The organism is Streptomyces sp. NPDC051207 (assembly GCF_040682395.1).
Lineage (GTDB): Bacteria > Actinomycetota > Actinomycetes > Streptomycetales > Streptomycetaceae > Streptomyces.
The window spans coordinates 32388-47011 of record NZ_JBFBAX010000016.1 but is presented as its reverse complement, the minus strand read 5'-3'; the positions used below and the strand labels follow the sequence as shown (position 1 = coordinate 47011).

The 14624-nt window shown below is 73.2% G+C and carries 17 protein-coding genes and 1 pseudogene; 6 read left to right on the top strand and 12 right to left on the bottom strand.

Translation table 11 applies throughout. The annotated features are described in order from the left end of the window. Positions 1–93 precede the first annotated feature (93 nt). Positions 94–942 carry a hypothetical protein gene (locus tag AB0M97_RS17495; RefSeq protein ID WP_365961739.1) on the bottom strand — a complete coding sequence of 283 codons (849 nt, stop codon included), beginning with the start codon at positions 940–942 and terminating at the stop codon, positions 94–96. Next, positions 939–1832 (bottom strand): hypothetical protein, encoded by an 894-nt coding sequence (locus tag AB0M97_RS17490; RefSeq protein WP_365961738.1) that lies wholly within the window; start codon positions 1830–1832, stop codon positions 939–941. Before AB0M97_RS17490 ends, AB0M97_RS17495 begins: the two co-directional genes overlap by 4 nt. A 152-nt stretch (positions 1833–1984) precedes the next feature. On the opposite strand from AB0M97_RS17490, the gene AB0M97_RS17485 reads away from it, so the two are divergent. After that, positions 1985–2347, top strand: a complete 363-nt coding sequence (locus AB0M97_RS17485) for a DsrE family protein (protein WP_365961737.1) — start codon at positions 1985–1987, stop codon at positions 2345–2347. Positions 2348–2365: 18 nt separating this feature from the next. On the opposite strand, the gene AB0M97_RS17480 is transcribed toward AB0M97_RS17485, so the two are convergent. From AB0M97_RS17480 to AB0M97_RS17445, 8 genes are all read right to left on the bottom strand, one after another. Beyond that, a complete protein-coding gene (locus AB0M97_RS17480) occupies positions 2366–2623 on the bottom strand; it encodes a DUF3099 domain-containing protein (RefSeq protein WP_365961736.1) in 258 nt (85 codons plus the stop codon). 79 nt (positions 2624–2702) lie between these two features. Next, on the bottom strand, positions 2703–2990 hold the full coding sequence (locus tag AB0M97_RS17475; protein WP_003991226.1) for a DUF1416 domain-containing protein: 288 nt from the start codon (positions 2988–2990) through the stop codon (positions 2703–2705). Between the two features lie 42 nt (positions 2991–3032). Further along, positions 3033–3878: a sulfurtransferase gene (locus tag AB0M97_RS17470; protein ID WP_365961735.1), complete on the bottom strand. Its 846-nt coding sequence runs from the start codon at positions 3876–3878 to the stop codon at positions 3033–3035. A 139-nt stretch (positions 3879–4017) separates the two neighbouring features. Next, on the bottom strand, positions 4018–4098 hold the full coding sequence (locus AB0M97_RS17465) for a putative leader peptide (protein ID WP_350310325.1): 81 nt from the start codon (positions 4096–4098) through the stop codon (positions 4018–4020). A gap of 203 nt (positions 4099–4301) precedes the next feature. Next, positions 4302–5039, bottom strand: coding sequence for a DUF2993 domain-containing protein (locus tag AB0M97_RS17460; RefSeq protein ID WP_365961734.1), 738 nt, complete (start codon positions 5037–5039; stop codon positions 4302–4304). Positions 5040–5273: 234 nt separating this feature from the next. After that, the gene (locus AB0M97_RS17455) at positions 5274–6587 is read right to left on the bottom strand and encodes a hypothetical protein (protein ID WP_365961733.1); all 1314 of its coding nucleotides are present in this window, start codon (positions 6585–6587) and stop codon (positions 5274–5276) included. A gap of 7 nt (positions 6588–6594) precedes the next feature. Beyond that, positions 6595–6849 (bottom strand): MoaD/ThiS family protein, encoded by a 255-nt coding sequence (locus AB0M97_RS17450; RefSeq protein WP_365961732.1) that lies wholly within the window; start codon positions 6847–6849, stop codon positions 6595–6597. Between the two features lie 38 nt (positions 6850–6887). Further along, positions 6888–7748, bottom strand: coding sequence for an alpha/beta fold hydrolase (locus tag AB0M97_RS17445; protein WP_365961731.1), 861 nt, complete (start codon positions 7746–7748; stop codon positions 6888–6890). A gap of 231 nt (positions 7749–7979) precedes the next feature. Here AB0M97_RS17445 and AB0M97_RS17440 point away from each other — a divergent pair, with 231 nt between their 5' ends. The 5 genes from AB0M97_RS17440 to AB0M97_RS17420 all read left to right on the top strand — a co-directional run bounded on the left by AB0M97_RS17440 (position 7980) and on the right by AB0M97_RS17420 (position 13374). Continuing rightward, the gene (locus AB0M97_RS17440; protein ID WP_365961730.1) at positions 7980–8777 is read left to right on the top strand and encodes a response regulator transcription factor; all 798 of its coding nucleotides are present in this window, start codon (positions 7980–7982) and stop codon (positions 8775–8777) included. 86 nt (positions 8778–8863) lie between these two features. Then, complete coding sequence (locus AB0M97_RS17435; RefSeq protein WP_365961729.1) at positions 8864–9886, top strand: LacI family DNA-binding transcriptional regulator; 1023 nt, start codon at positions 8864–8866, stop codon at positions 9884–9886. Positions 9887–10020: 134 nt separating this feature from the next. Further along, entirely contained in the window at positions 10021–11097 is a 1077-nt protein-coding gene (locus AB0M97_RS17430; protein ID WP_365961728.1) for a trypsin-like peptidase domain-containing protein, read from the top strand. 124 nt (positions 11098–11221) lie between these two features. Then, positions 11222–11956, top strand: coding sequence for a response regulator transcription factor (locus tag AB0M97_RS17425; protein ID WP_365961727.1), 735 nt, complete (start codon positions 11222–11224; stop codon positions 11954–11956). Then, the gene (locus AB0M97_RS17420) at positions 11953–13374 is read left to right on the top strand and encodes a HAMP domain-containing sensor histidine kinase (protein WP_365961726.1); all 1422 of its coding nucleotides are present in this window, start codon (positions 11953–11955) and stop codon (positions 13372–13374) included. The genes AB0M97_RS17425 and AB0M97_RS17420 overlap by 4 nt, the downstream gene beginning before the upstream one ends. Before the next feature lie 4 nt (positions 13375–13378). Here AB0M97_RS17420 and AB0M97_RS17415 read toward each other — a convergent pair whose 3' ends face one another. Further along, positions 13379–14299 (bottom strand): DUF6177 family protein, encoded by a 921-nt coding sequence (locus tag AB0M97_RS17415; protein WP_365961725.1) that lies wholly within the window; start codon positions 14297–14299, stop codon positions 13379–13381. Between the two features lie 132 nt (positions 14300–14431). Next, positions 14432–14605, bottom strand: a pseudogene (locus AB0M97_RS17410) (DUF397 domain-containing protein); the annotation flags it as partial. Between the last annotated feature and the right edge of the window lie 19 nt (positions 14606–14624).

The following is a 14624-nucleotide window of genomic DNA, read 5'->3' as shown; positions in this document are numbered from 1 at the left end:
CTCCTCGGTGAGCAGAGGGTGCGGTAGACAGGGCCGGCCCCCAGCTTACGCGGCCGGGGCCGGGCCCTGTCGGGCGAGGTGCGTCCCCGCGGCTCAGCCGAGCAGCTGGCTCTGCAGCGTCACCGTCTGCCGGAACGGCACGGCGGGCGCGGTGCCCCTGCGGGACTGGATGATCACCGCGAGGGTGTCCCCGACCTGGACAGCGGCGTGCCGCACCTGCTCGGCCCCGTGCGGCTTCGTCTCGACGTACACCGACCGGTCGGCCCACACCAGATCGGCCTCGGCGGGGAAGTCCTCGTCGAGCTGGCTGTCCTCGGTGCCGCGCACCACGAAGCGGGGGCTGTCCCCGCCGAAGGCGCGCGCGACGCCGGCCTCCGTGTTGAAACGGAGCAGGTAGATACGGGTGTGCGTGCCGTCCGGCATGCGCCAGCCGCGCGCCGCGATGTGCCGCAGGCCGGTCTCGGTGAGGTCGTCGCCGAACTCCTCGCGCTCCTTCTTGTCCGGCCACTCCGCCAGGAAGTCCTTCGTGGCCAGCCAGCCGTCGGCACCGCGCAGCGCCCGGTCCTGCTCGGCGCCCTCCGGTGCGGGCAGCACCAGCTCGCGCAGATCGGCGTAGTGGGTGCCGGCCGGGTTCGACGGGTCCACCGGACCGGGACTGCCCGCCGGCCGCGGCGGGCTGACGAGCGTGGGGTAGTCCCAGCGGCCGTCCGACGCGGTGGCGAGCCCGGGTACGTCGGTGCGCTCCATCCGCGTGATGCCGTACGCCGTGGACGCGCCGACGGCGGCGAACACGACGACGGCGGACGTCCAGCGCAGGACGGCGCGCAGGACGCGGCGGTCCCCGGGAGCCGCCGGGGGCGCGGCGGGGGCCGGGGGCACGGGGGGCGGCGGCGCCGCCAGGACCCCGGGTATCTCCCGCTGGTGCTGCTGCTCGGTCGTCATACGGCCTCCCCCGGCTCGGCGATGCGGTCGAGCTGCTCGCGCAGCAGCGACGCGACGTTGTCGGTGTCGAACGGCTTCGCGGCGTCGGTCGTGGCCGTGACCAGGACGTTCCCGACGTACGCCGTGCAGAACATCGACTCCAGGTCCTCGTCGGCGTCCTTCGGCGGCAGGAAGCAGTGGGCGTTCTTGTGGCCCTTGATCACCGGGCCGTCGCGCAGGACGTCCAGGGCGTCGAGGAACGCGCTCTGGTTCTCCGCGATGGTGCGCGCGGCCGACCTGTTCTCCATCCGGGCGAGCTGGATGCTCACGGTCACGGAGCCGCGGGAGGTGTGGGGCAGGAGGTAGCTGCGCATGGCGATGCCGCTGATGCGCTGGCGGTCGATGTCCTTCTCCAGCCGCTTGCGCTGGGTGCGGGGCAGGCCGCTCAGCGCCTCCTTGCGCAGCGCGGTCGCCCGCTCGCCCTCCAGGTCCGCCTCGGAGCCGTGCTCGCCGAGGTCGGGGCCGCGGACGAAGTCGTCGGTGCCGTACGGCACGAGCATGCCGACGAGCCCGGAGCCCTTGCCCGCTTCGCCCTTGCGGTCGTGCGCCTCGCCGGCGTCCCCGCGCTTCGGGAACGTCCACACGGCGGCTCCCGCGTCGCGGTCGGCGCCCTGCACGGTCACGACGGTGTGTCCGACGCCGCCGAGGACGGCCAGTGCGGCGGTCAGGGCGACGGTGACGGTGCGGGCCCGCGGGCGACGGCGGGGCTCGCCCGCGGGCGGGACGGCCGGCGCGGCCGGCTCCCCTGCGGCCGTCGCCACCTCTTCGGCCGCGGTGGCCGTCGGCTCGCCGGGCGCCACCGGCCGGGGCTGCGCCTCGGGCTGCTCCTCGAACTGCTGCTGGTCGCTCACAGGCGCTCCGTCTGACGCTCGGCCAGGCTCATGATCTTCGACTTGGGGATCGGACCGGTGCCCGACACCCAGATCTCCATGGCGATGTCGCCGCGCCAGGCGTGCGCCTGGCCAAACCCTTGGGTTGTGGGGAGGTTGATTACGATTCAGTCATGGCGAAGAAGCTCGTGATCAAGGTGACCGCCGGGGCCGACGCCCCCGAGCGCTGCTCCCAGGCGTTCACCGTCGCGGCCGTGGCCGTGGCCAGCGGTGTGGACGTCTCCCTGTGGCTGACGGGCGAGTCGGCCTGGTTCGCGCTGCCGGGCCGCGCCGCGCAGTTCGAGCTGCCGCACGCCGCCCCGCTTCCGGACCTGCTGGACTCGCTGCTGGCGGGCGGGCGCGTGACGCTGTGCACACAGTGCGCGGCGCGCCGGGACATCACGGAGAAGGACGTGATCGAGGGCGTGCGGATCGCGGGGGCGCAGGTCTTCGTGCAGGAGGCGCTCGCCGACGAGACGCAGGCGCTCGTCTACTGAGACGGCGGCGCCCCGGGCTCAGCGGCGGCGTCTGCCGTCCAGCTCGTCCCACCACTCGTCGGACGTCGGGTCGCCGGAGGGGTCGTCCCACCAGCGGTCGTCGGGACCCCTGCGGTTGGCGACCACGGCGGCGAGCGGCGGGATGACCATCGCCACCAGGCACATGCCGACGGCCACCGGGACCGACCACAGGCGCACGACGCCCCAGGCCAGGACGAAGAGCGCGAGGCACGTCCCCATCATGACGAAGTACCGCTGACGCCGTCGTGCGTACATGTCTCCAGCCTAGGTCCGGGCGCCGGACACGCCAGAGGGCCGCACCCCGCGGGGTGCGGCCCTCTCGTCGTCCGGTGGCTCAGACCGCGATGGCGACCTCGGCCAGGCCGCCCTGCTGGGCGACGACCGTGCGGTCGGCGGTGGCGCCGGGCACGAGGGCGCGGACGGTCCAGGTGCCCTCGGCCGCGTAGAAGCGGAACTGTCCGGTCGCCGAGGTGGGCACCTCGGCGGTGAACTCACCGGTCGAGTCCAGCAGGCGGACGTAGCCCACCACGGGCTCGCCGTCCTTGGTCACCTGACCCTGGATCGTGGTCTCACCGGGCTTGATCGTCGAGGCGTCCGGGCCGCCGGCCTTCGCACCGCACATGTCTTACTCCTGAAGGGGTCTGGAAAGGTCGGTCGGGTCGGGTTACTTGTTGGCGCCGAGCTCGATCGGCACGCCGACGAGGGAGCCGTACTCGGTCCAGGAGCCGTCGTAGTTCTTGACGTTCTCCACGCCGAGCAGCTCGTGCAGCACGAACCAGGTCAGGGCGGAGCGCTCACCGATGCGGCAGTAGGCGATGGTGTCCTTCGCCAGGTCCACGTTCTCCTCGGCGTAGAGGGCCTTGAGCTCCTCGTCCGACTTGAACGTGCCGTCGTCGTTGGCGTTCTTCGACCAGGGGATGTTGCGGGCGCTCGGGACGTGGCCGGGACGCTGCGACTGCTCCTGCGGCAGGTGGGCCGGTGCGAGCAGCTTGCCGGAGAACTCGTCGGGCGAGCGGACGTCGACCAGGTTCTGCCGGCCGATCGCGGCCACGACGTCGTCGCGGAAGGCGCGGATCGAGGTGTCCTGCGGCTTGGCCTTGTACTCGGTCTTCGGGCGCTCCGGCACCTGGGTGCCGTCGACCAGCTCGCGGGCGTCCAGCTCCCACTTCTTGCGGCCGCCGTCGAGGAGCTTGACGTTCTCGTGGCCGTAGAGCTTGAAGTACCAGTAGGCGTACGAGGCGAACCAGTTGTTGTTGCCGCCGTAGAGGACCACGGTGTGGTCGTTGGCGATGCCCTTCTCCGACAGGAGCTTCTCGAAGCCTGCCTGGTCGATGAAGTCGCGGCGGACCGGGTCCTGGAGGTCCTGCGTCCAGTCGATGCGGACCGCGTTGCGGATGTGGTTCTTGTCGTACGCGGACGTGTCCTCGTCGACCTCGACGATGACGATGTTCGGGTCGTCCAGGTGCTCCTGGAGCCAGTCGGCATCGACCAGGACGTCGCTGCGGCTCATGCTCTTTCTCCTCCGGGGCAGTTGCGGCGGGGCGTGCGAGTGCGAGGGGTGCGCGCTCGTGCGTTCGGATTCACGCGGAAAGCGGCGCACGGAAGGCCCCTGTGCGGGGCGCGGGGATGCGGAAGCCGGGAGCTTCCGCTCAGAAGGTGCGACAGAGCATGGCGGCCACGCGGCACAGGTCTACTGCCCGCCGCTTCGTGAGGTCCGCCTGTCGCTTCATGAGGTCGATCGTAGGGACGGGGAGGCGGGCATGTCACCGGGGTGTCGCATGCTGAGACGCGATCGTCCGGATGCCGGGACGCGTGGGCGCCGGGAGTGGTCGGCGCAGGGTCCCCGGCCGGATGCGGCGCCCGTCACAGCTGAGGGGCGGACAGGGCCGTCTCGCGGACCGGACAGCGGGGCGCGGGCCCGCCGTCCGGCGCGCTACCCGGCGAGCCGGACGTCCGAACCCTTCACCGAGATCTCCACGCCGTTCTTCGCGGCCTGCACCTTGTCGAGCTCGATGCCGCCGGGCAGTTCGTCGATGCGCTGCTCGAAGTCCGTGATCGCGCGGACCCGGGACTCCGGCAGCTCGACGCTGCCGATCCTGGGCAGGGCGTCGGCGTCCACCCGGACGGAGTCGCCCTCGACCTTGACGGTGCTGAGCACGTGGACCGGCTCGGGCAGCTTGGTGCCGAACAGCGTGGCCTCCACCGCGACCCTGATCTTGCCGTTGCCGCCGTCGGAGAGCCCCACGACCTTGGCGGTGACGCCCGGGGCGACCTGCGCCGGCTCGGGCTTGGCGGTCTTCAGCAGCTCGTCGTACGCGATGGTCGCCGTGCCGGTCGCGGTGGCGGCGGTCGCGGAGCTGTAGTCGCCGGAGAACTCGACGCCCCTCATGCGGGCCGTGAGGTCGGCAATGCGGATCTTCTCGCCGCCGCTGCCGGCGGCGGCCTCGTAGTCGTCGATGCCGACCTCCACCTCGTCCAGCTCACCGCCGGCGAGCTGGGTCAGGAACGGGAAGCCGTTGATCGACACGTCCGGGGTGTGCGCCAGGTTCTCGGTGGTCCGCAACCTGTCCGCCACCTCGCCCTCGGCGAGGGTCACCGCGACCCGGTCGACGATCACGAACAGCCCGCCGAGGATCACGACGACGATCAGCAGTATTCGCAGTGCGCGCATGTGGTGTCCCCCACGTGGCCGGTTCCGGCGGTCGGCGACGGGTGGCCGCCACGGCCGGCGCCCGTCGAACGCCGAGCGTAGCCCGGCCGGGGACGGGGCAGGGGGATTGTCGATCACCTGTGACAGGGCGGCGACCCTGCTGCCCGCGGTGCGCCGGTATGCGGTGCGCGCGGTCGCACGGCTGAGGACCGCCGTCCGCGCACCGGGCGTACGTGCGCGGTCCGGCGGCGCCGTCTAGCCCAGTGCGCGTCCCAGGACGTACACCGCCGGGGCCGACGCGGCCAGGGGGAGGGCTACGCCCGCCGTGAAGTGGACGAAGCGGGACGGGTAGTCGTAGGCCGCCACGCGGTGCCCGATCAGGGCGCACGCTGCCGCGCCCGCGCCGAGCAGCGCCCCGGACGCGCCCAGGTCCGTCAGCCGGCCCACCGCGATGCCCGCGCCGGCCGCCGCGAGCAGTGCCGCCACCACCGACGCCGGGGTCGGCAGCGGCAGCGCCCGGGCCAGGACGGCCACCGCCACCGCGACCGCGCCGGCCGACACCGCGTCCGCGTCGGCCGCGAGCCAGCCGCCGGCCACGATGGCCAGCGCGGCGGCGGCGACGGTCGCCATCAGGCCGTACATCCGCTCGTCCGGGTCCGCGTGCGACCGCAGCTGGAGCACCAGCGCAAGCAGCACCCACACGCCGAGCGTGCCGAGGATCGCGGCCGGGGACCGGTCGGACACCAGCAGCGCCGCGTCCGCGGCCAGCGCGCCCGCGAAGCCCAGCGCGATGCCCTGCCGGGCGGGCCACATGCCGTTCAGCCGGAACCAGCCCGCGGACGTCACCGCCTGCAGCAGCACCAGCGGCACCAGCAGGGCGTACGTGCCGATCGCCGCGGCGCCGGACAGCAGCAGGCCCAGCAGCGCCGTGAGCAGCGCCGGCTGCATGCCCGGGTCGATGATCGGCGAGCGGCCCTCGGCGCGGGCCCGCTGGGCGTCGGTGATCCGGGGGTTCCCGGCGACGGTGGCGGGCCCGTAGGAGGGCGCCTCACCGCCGCCCGCACCCGGCGCGGACGCGGGCGGCTGCTGGTACGGCTGCGCGTGCTGCGGCTGCGGCTGGGGCTGCCTGCGGACGCCGTAGCCCTGGGGCTCGGCCTGGGCGTACGCGTCGTGGCCGTGGCTCGCGTGTGCCGCGTGGTGCCCGGTGCCGTGGCCGCCGTGCGGCTGCTGCCCGTGCGGGCCCGTGTCCGGGCCCTGCGGCGGCAGGTACGCCGTCTCCTCCGCGGAGACCGGCGGCTGGACCCGCGTCTCCCACGTCTGGCCCTGCCACTGCTGCGTGTGCGGCTCGGCCGCGTGCGGGTCGCCGGGGCCCTGCGGGTGTCCCGGCCAGGGCTGCTGCCGGTACGGCGGCTGCGGCTGCTGCGGATCCGGCTGCTGCCGATACGGGTCGTAGTCCCCGTACTGGCCTTCGTAGGGGCCCTCGTACGGGCGGCCTTCGTACGGGCGGCCTTCGTACCGACCCTCGTACGGGCGGCCTTCGTGCGCGCCCTCGTACGGCTGGTTCGTCATCGGTCGCTCATCCTCCTGCGAACGGCGGGAGCACTTCGACCGTGCCGCCGTCGGCCAGCCGTACCGTCTCATGCGCGCGGGTGCCCACGGGGTCGCCGTCGACGAGGAACGAGCACCGCAGCAGCACGCGCGTGAGTTCGCCGGGGTGCCGCTCGCGCACCGCGTCGAGCGCCTCGGCGAGCGTGGCGGCGTCGTAGGGCTCCTCGGCCACCCCGGCCGCGGCCTTCGCGGCGGCCCAGTAGCGCACCGTGACCTTAGCCATCTGGTTCCTCAATCGATTCGGTGACGGACAGCGAAAGGCTAGCCCGCCCGGCCGGTCCGGGCGGCGGCCCAGTCGCCGATGCGGCGCAGCAGGCCGTCGCCGGCCGCGTGCTCGGCGTGCCCCATGCCGGGTTCCAGCCACAGTTCGCCGTGGTCACCGGCCGCGGCGGCCAGCATGCGGGGATGGTCGACGGGGAAGTAGCCGTCCTGGTCGCCGTGCACCACGAGCAGCGGCGTCGGCGCGATCCGCGGCACCGCCTCGACCGGGGACAGCGGGACCGGGTCCCAGGCCCGGTGGTGGATCCGGGTGCGCAGGGCGCAGCGGGACACCAGGCGGCCCCCGGGCCGGGTGACCAGCCAGTGCAGGCGCCGCATGGGGGCGGTGCCCCGGTAGTACCAGCGGGCGGGCGCGCTCACCGACACGACCGCGTCCGGGTGCAGCTCGCTGTCCCGGCCGTACAGCGCGGCCTGCCGCAGCACCACCGAGCCGCCCATCGAGAAGCCGACGGTCACCACCCGCCGGTGCCCCAGCTCGCGCGCCCGGGCGACCGCCGCCGCGAGGTCCAGCACCTCCCGGTCGCCGACCGTCGACCGCCCGCCGGACGCCCCGTGGCCCCGGAAGGAGAACGTGACGACGCCCCCGTACCGCCCGAACGCCTCCGCGACGCGCCGCACCTGCGGCCGGTCCGCGTCCCCGGTGAACCCGTGCGCGACGACGAAGGCGGGGCGGGCGGAGGGCGGCGTGCCGGTGCTGTATACGACCGTTCCCGGTTCGTATACGGAATCGATCGGCACGCCGTCCGACGTGTACAGGAACGTCCGCAAACGCGCGTCCCCACCTGTCTCGGAATGCGGACGTGCGGTGGAACGCGCCACACGACCTGCCGGAGAAAGGGCCATGTCGGCTATTCTGCTTGCCAGAGGACTCGGGCAGCGTAGCCCCCGGGTCCTTTTGTGCATTCGAAAAGCGTTTGTATACGACGCGGGAACCCGCGGGTGTACGGGCCGTCGGACGCATGCGGGGCCCACGGGCGCGGGAGGTAGCCCCATCGCAGGGACCGAGGAGGAACCAGACGTTATGGGCGAGCGAACCGAGCACGAACGCACGACGACCCGGGCAGGTGGAGTGCGATGAGTTCTCTGCTGCTCCTGACCAACGCCCTCCAGCCGTCGACGGAGGTGCTCCCCGCTCTCGGCCTGCTGCTGCACAACGTCCGCGTGGCCCCGGCGGAGGGTCCCGCCCTGGTCGACACCCCGGGCGCCGACGTCATCCTGGTCGACGGCCGCCGCGACCTCCCGCAGGTCCGCAGCCTGTGCCAGCTGCTGCGCTCCACGGGCCCCGGCTGCCCGCTGGTCCTCGTCGTGACGGAGGGCGGCCTCGCGGCCGTCACCGCCGACTGGGGCATCGACGACGTCCTGCTGGACACCGCGGGACCGGCCGAGGTCGAGGCCCGGCTGCGGCTCGCGATGGGCCGGCAGCAGATCGTCAACGACGACTCCCCGATGGAGATCCGCAACGGCGACCTGTCGGTGGACGAGGCGACGTACAGCGCCAAGCTCAAGGGCCGGGTCCTGGACCTGACCTTCAAGGAGTTCGAGCTGCTGAAGTACCTCGCGCAGCACCCCGGCCGCGTCTTCACGCGCGCCCAGCTCCTCCAGGAGGTGTGGGGCTACGACTACTTCGGCGGCACCCGCACGGTCGACGTGCACGTACGGCGGCTGCGGGCCAAGCTCGGACCCGAGCACGAGTCGCTGATCGGAACCGTCCGGAACGTCGGTTATCGATTCGTTACGCCTGAGAAGACCGACCGCTCCGCCGAGGACGCCAAGGCGAAGGCGGCCAAGGCGGCCGCGGCAGACCGGTCAAAGCCGGGAATTCCCGGCGAAGCGCCCTCTCCGGTCACCGCCGAGGCCCCGGCGGACGCGTAGGAACCGGCCGGGCGGGGCGTCGCGGGAGCCGAAAGCGGTGCCCTTCCGCCCTGCCCACGGCGGGTCCATCCGCGTAGACTCCGCGCGTGGCCAAGGTGACTCGGGATGATGTGGCGCGACTGGCGGGGACGTCCACCGCGGTCGTCAGTTACGTCATCAACAACGGACCCCGGCCGGTCGCCCCGGCCACGCGCGAGCGTGTCCTCGCGGCGATCAAGGAGCTGGGCTACCGGCCCGACCGGGTCGCCCAGGCGATGGCCTCGCGGCGCACGGACCTCATAGGCCTGATCATCCCCGACGCGCGCCAGCCCTTCTTCGGGGAGATGGCGCACGCGGTCGAGTGGGCCGCCGCCGAGCGCGGAAAGATGGTCCTCGTCGGCAACACCGACTACGTGGGCGAGCGCGAGGTCCACTACCTGCGGGCGTTCCTCGGGATGCGGGTCTCCGGCCTGATCCTCGTCAGCCACGCCCTCAACGACCTGGCCGCCGCCGAGATCGACGCCTGGGACGCCCGGGTCGTCCTGCTGCACGAGCGGCCCGAGGCCATCGACGACGTCGCCGTCGTCACCGACGACCTCGGCGGCGCCCGGCTCGCCGTCCGTCACCTCCTGGAGCACGGCTACGACTACGTCGCCTGCGTCGGCGGCACCGCCGAGACCCCGGCCGTCGGCGACCCGGTCTCCGACCACGTCGAGGGCTGGCGGCGCGCGATGGCCGAAGCCGGGATACCGACCGAGGGCCGGCTGTTCGAGGCGCCGTACAACCGCTACGACGCCTACCGGGTCGGCCTGGAGATCCTCGCGGGCCCCCAGCGCCCGCCGGCGATCTTCTGCTCCACCGACGACCAGGCCATCGGCCTGCTGCGCGCGGCCCGTGAGCTGCGCATCGACGTTCCCGGCGAGCTGGCGGTGGCCGGCTTCGACGACATCAAGGAAGCCGCGCTGGCCGACCCGCCGCTGACGACGGTCGCCTCCGACCGCTCCGCGATGGCCCGGGCGGCGGTGGACCTCGTCCTGGACGACGGGCTGCGGGTCGCGGGGTCCCGGCGCGAGCGGCTCAAGGTGTTCCCGTCGCGGCTCGTGGTGCGGCGGTCGTGCGGCTGCGGGTGACCGCTGTCATGAAGCTCCGCTGAGAGGTTCGCGCGGGCCCCGGGAAGCGTCTTTATACCGGGCATACGAGGTTCTGCCGGGCTTCTCAGGCGGCGCTCAGGAGGCTTTCATCGACGCGGGCGAGGCTCGTGGACATGAACGAGAGCTTCCGCCGTAGCGGCGCGTACGAGCATCCAGGGCCTGTTGGCTCCCACGTCGGGGCCGGTGCCGACGCCCACGCCGGGTCCCACGCCGGGTCGCCCGTCGGGTCCCCCGTCGATCCGGAGTGGCCGCCTCCGCCGTCCCGGCCGCCCGGTCAGCCGGCGTCCCAGCCGCCGACGCCGGGCCCGCCGCCGTCCGCGCCGCGCAGGAGGCGTGCGCGGCGGCCCCTGTCCCTGCTCGCCGCCGTGGCGATCGTCTCGGCGGCCGTCGGGGGCGGCACGGCGTACGGCATCCAGGAGCTGACCGGCGCCCGGGCGGTCGCCTCCAGCTCCACGAGCACCGGCGTGGTGCCGTCGGCCGACCGGGGCACGGTCGCCGGGGTCGCCACGGCGGTCGGCCCGAGCATCGTCGAGATCAAGGCCGCCTCGAACGCCGGGTCCTCCACCGGTTCCGGCGTGATCATCACCGCTGGCGGCGAGGTCGTCACCAACAACCACGTCGTGTCCGGCGCCTCCTCGATCAAGGTGACGACCAGCGACGGCACGGAGTACGCCGCCGAGGTCGTCGGCACCGACAGCTCGAAGGACCTGGCGCTGATCACACTCAAGGGCGCGTCCGGCCTCAAGGCGGCGACGCTGGGCAACTCCGACGGTGTGCGGGTCGGCGACCAGGTCGTGGCGATCGGCTCACCCGAGGGCCTGACCGGCACCGTCACCAGCGGCATCGTGTCCGCCCTGCACCGGGACGTCACGGTCTCCACCGGGGAGGGACAGCAGCAACAGGGCGGCGGCGACTGGCCGTTCGAGTTCGGCGGGCGGGAGTTCAACGGCGACACCGGCTCCTCCAGGACGACGTACAAGGCGATCCAGACGGACGCCTCCCTCAACCCCGGGAACTCCGGCGGCGCCCTGATCGACATGAACGGCAACGTCATCGGGATCAACTCCGCGATGTACTCCTCCGCGGCGCAGTCCTCGTCGGACGCGGGCAGCGTCGGCCTCGGCTTCGCCATCCCGATCAACACGGTCAAGGCGGACCTGGCCGAGCTGCGGGCGGGCGCGAACGGCTGAGACGCCCCCGCGCACGGGCCCCGCCCGCCTCCCCGTACGGGGCCCGTCCCGAGCCGTCACAGCGAAACGTGCGACGCTGAAGGCGTCCCGTCCGTGTCCCACCGCATTCCGAGGAACCGCGCCCATGACCCCCGCCGACGGCGACCGTGACCCCCAGCGCATCCTGATCGTCGACGACGAGCCGGCGGTGCGCGACGCCCTCCGGCGCAGCCTCGCCTTCGAGGGGTACGACACCGAGGTCGCCGTCGACGGCGCCGACGCGCTGGAGAAGGCGCGCACCTACCGGCCCGACCTGGTCGTCCTCGACATTCAGATGCCCCGCATGGACGGGCTGACCGCCGCCCGCCGCATCCGCGGCTCCGGCGACACGACGCCGATCCTGATGCTGACCGCACGCGACACGGTCGGCGACCGGGTGACGGGGCTCGACGCGGGCGCCGACGACTACCTGGTCAAGCCGTTCGAGCTGGACGAGCTGTTCGCCCGGATCCGCGCGCTGCTGCGGCGCAGCTCCTACGCCGCCGCCGTCGCGGGCACCGCCGAGGACGACGAGGTGCTCGGCTTCGCCGACCTGCGCATGAACCTGGCCACCCGGGAGGTCGCCCGGGGCGGCCGGCCGGTGGAACTGACGCGCACCGAGTTCACGCTGCTGGAGATGTTCATGGCGCATCCGCGTCAGGTCCTCACCCGGGAGCAGATCCTCAAGGCGGTGTGGGGCTTCGACTTCGAGCCCACGTCGAACTCGCTCGACGTGTACGTCATGTACCTGCGCCGCAAGACCGAGGCGGGCGGCGAGCCGCGGCTCGTGCACACGGTACGGGGCGTGGGATACGTGCTGCGGCAGGGCGGCGCCGAGTGAGCGGGCCGGTACGCCGTTTCCGCGCGCTGCCCATCCGGGCGCGGCTGTCGCTGCTGGTGGCGGCGGCGGTGGCGTTCGCGGTGGCGGCGGTCTCCCTGACGTGCTGGTTCATCGTGCAGGGCAAGCTGTACGGCGAGATCGACGACAACCTGCGCTACGGGAACATCCGGATGACCATCCCGCAGATCGAGTCCACGCTCGACAACTGCACCCAGGTCCCCCACGGCACCGTGCAGCCCGGCCCGCGCAACCGGCCCTACCTCCAGCTCGTCAGGGCCGACGGCGACTACTGCCTCTTCGAGGACTCCGCGGGCGCCGTGAAGGTCGCCTCCGCCGACGTCGACGTGGCGCGGAACCCGGACGGGTCCCTGCGGTTCCGCAACGGCAAGGACACCGAGGGCAACGCCGTACGCACGATGACGGTACCCCTCGGCAACGGCGTCGCCCTGCTGATCGCGCTGCCGCTGGAGGACACCGAGAACACCCTCGACGAACTCGCCCTGCTGCTGCTCCTGGTCTCCGGCATCGGGGTCGTCGGCGCCGGGGCGGCCGGGCTCGCCGTCGCACGGGCGGGGCTGCGGCCCGTGGACGAGCTGACCGAGGCCGTGGAGGAGGTCGCCCGCACCGAGGACCTCGGCATCCGCATCCCCGTGGACGACGACAGCGTCGACGAAGTGGCCCGGCTGTCCCGCTCGTTCAACTCGATGACCGCCTCGCTCGCCTCGTCCCGCGACCTCCAGCAGCAGCTCATCGCGGACGCCGGCCACGAGCTGCGGACGCCGCTGACGTCCCTCCGTACCAACATCGAGCTGCTCGGCCGCAGCGAGGAGACGGGCCGCCCGCTCCCCGAGGCGGACCGCAAGGCGCTGCTCGCGTCGGTGAAGGCGCAGATGACGGAGCTGGCGGCGCTGATCGGCGACCTCCAGGAGCTGTCGCGGCCGGACACCGGGCAGCACAGCGGCAAGGCGCGCGTGCTGGCCTTCCACGACACGGTCGAGCACGCCCTGCGCCGGGCGCGGCTGCGCGGCCCGGAGCTGGCGATCACGGCGGACCTGGAGCCGTGGTACGTCCGGGCGGAGCCGTCGGCGCTGGAGCGTGCGGTGGTCAACGTGCTCGACAACGCGGTGAAGTTCAGCCCCGGTGGCGGGACGGTCGAGGTGCGGCTGGCCGGCGGGGAGCTGACCGTCCGGGACCACGGCCCCGGCATCCCGGCCGACGAACTCCCCCACGTCTTCGACCGTTTCTGGCGTTCCCCGAGCGCCCGCGCGCTGCCCGGCTCGGGGCTCGGCCTGTCGATCGTGGCGCGGACGGTGCAGCAGGCGGGCGGCGAGGTACGGCTGTCTCCCGCGGAGGGCGGCGGCACGGTCGCGGTGATCCGGCTGCCGGGGGCGCCGACGCCGCCGCCGGAGCTTCCGTAGCTCTTCAGGAAGGTGTCTGGCGCATGCCCGCCGTGGGGCCGAGGTGGCGCACGAGGGCGCGGACCGCGGCCCACGCCTCGGTCCGCGTGCCGTCTCCGAGGTCGTGGTGGAGCGTGGTGGCGGGGCCCCGGCCGAGGCGAACGGGGGCGGGGACGGGGGTGGCGCAGGGCGGCTGGCCGGTGCCCTCCGCCGCGGTCCTGCGCACCTCGTCGGGGCCGAGGGTGACCGACACGGGGTTCGGCGGGGGTTCGAAGGTCGCCGGGACAGTGAGGTCGCGGCGGGCGGCGCGGAGCGTGGTGAGGAGGGTGAGGAGCCCGTGGTGGGCGCCGAGTTCGGCGGCCAGGGGCTCGACGGCGTCGAGGGGCGGTTCCTCGTCGGCGCCGAACCCGACGGCCACGAACATGTCCTCCTCCACACCGTCCGGCGTGCGCGTCACGCGGAGGGTGGCGAGCGCGGCGCGGTCGCCGTGACCGACGGCGACCAGCCAGGTCGGTCGGGGAGCGCGGGAGCGTGCCAGGTCGGTCAACTGCCGCGCCGACCAGGGGAGGTTGCCCCCGTTCTTGCCGGGCATGTCGATCTTTGGTACCGCCAGGGCGGCTTCCTGCGCGTGCGCGGCCATCTCCAGATTCCCCTGGAGATAGCACCCCATGGCCTCACGTGCGCCATGGACCGACTTGGCGGCACGGGCGTTCAGGAACAGCACGTCCTTGGTGGTGCTGTACACGAACGTGGAGAGAGCCGCGCCGACGGGGCCGGTCGGACTCGTCACCCCGCACGTCGGTCCGCTGATGGTCCCCGCCGACGCGACCGCGCTCTCCATGTTCTTGCCGTACGACTTGACGTCCTTCGCCATCTCCTCCATCGCGTCCCGCACGAGCGACGTCACGAACTCGACGCCGGACACAGAGATGTCCCACCCCGTCACACGGTCCCCCGGTGCACGTCAGTCTCCTGTGCCACTCGGCACACGAAATGTCGAACATACTGTCGCACGCGGGGTTGCGACTGCAACGCGAAGGCCGAGGACTGACCGAAACTCGTCCCCGCGAAGTCGGCCCTACGACCTCGCGGCGGCCGACGTCAGGAACGCCGTCCACGACGACGCACCGAACACGAGCACCGGCCCGTCCGGGAGTTTGCTGTCGCGGACGGGGACGACGCCGGGGAGGCCTTCGGCCACTTCTACGCAGTTGTTGTCGCCCCCGTCGCTGTAACTCGACTTGCGCCAGACAGCGCCGTGGAGATGGGGG

What these genes read in the sequence shown, in the direction of transcription:
- AB0M97_RS17495 (WP_365961739.1), bottom strand. Translation starts at nt 942, where the DNA reads ATGACGACCGAGCAGCAGCACCAGCGGGAGATACCCGGGGTCCTGGCG.
- AB0M97_RS17485 (WP_365961737.1), top strand. Translation starts at nt 1,985, where the DNA reads ATGGCGAAGAAGCTCGTGATCAAGGTGACCGCCGGGGCCGACGCCCCC.
- AB0M97_RS17480 (WP_365961736.1), bottom strand. Translation starts at nt 2,623, where the DNA reads ATGTACGCACGACGGCGTCAGCGGTACTTCGTCATGATGGGGACGTGC.
- AB0M97_RS17475 (WP_003991226.1), bottom strand. Translation starts at nt 2,990, where the DNA reads ATGTGCGGTGCGAAGGCCGGCGGCCCGGACGCCTCGACGATCAAGCCC.
- AB0M97_RS17470 (WP_365961735.1), bottom strand. Translation starts at nt 3,878, where the DNA reads ATGAGCCGCAGCGACGTCCTGGTCGATGCCGACTGGCTCCAGGAGCAC.
- AB0M97_RS17465 (WP_350310325.1), bottom strand. Translation starts at nt 4,098, where the DNA reads ATGAAGCGACAGGCGGACCTCACGAAGCGGCGGGCAGTAGACCTGTGC.
- AB0M97_RS17460 (WP_365961734.1), bottom strand. Translation starts at nt 5,039, where the DNA reads ATGCGCGCACTGCGAATACTGCTGATCGTCGTCGTGATCCTCGGCGGG.
- AB0M97_RS17455 (WP_365961733.1), bottom strand. Translation starts at nt 6,587, where the DNA reads ATGACGAACCAGCCGTACGAGGGCGCGCACGAAGGCCGCCCGTACGAG.
- AB0M97_RS17450 (WP_365961732.1), bottom strand. Translation starts at nt 6,849, where the DNA reads ATGGCTAAGGTCACGGTGCGCTACTGGGCCGCCGCGAAGGCCGCGGCC.
- AB0M97_RS17445 (WP_365961731.1), bottom strand. Translation starts at nt 7,748, where the DNA reads ATGGCCCTTTCTCCGGCAGGTCGTGTGGCGCGTTCCACCGCACGTCCG.
- AB0M97_RS17440 (WP_365961730.1), top strand. Translation starts at nt 7,980, where the DNA reads ATGAGTTCTCTGCTGCTCCTGACCAACGCCCTCCAGCCGTCGACGGAG.
- AB0M97_RS17430 (WP_365961728.1), top strand. Translation starts at nt 10,021, where the DNA reads ATGAACGAGAGCTTCCGCCGTAGCGGCGCGTACGAGCATCCAGGGCCT.
- AB0M97_RS17425 (WP_365961727.1), top strand. Translation starts at nt 11,222, where the DNA reads ATGACCCCCGCCGACGGCGACCGTGACCCCCAGCGCATCCTGATCGTC.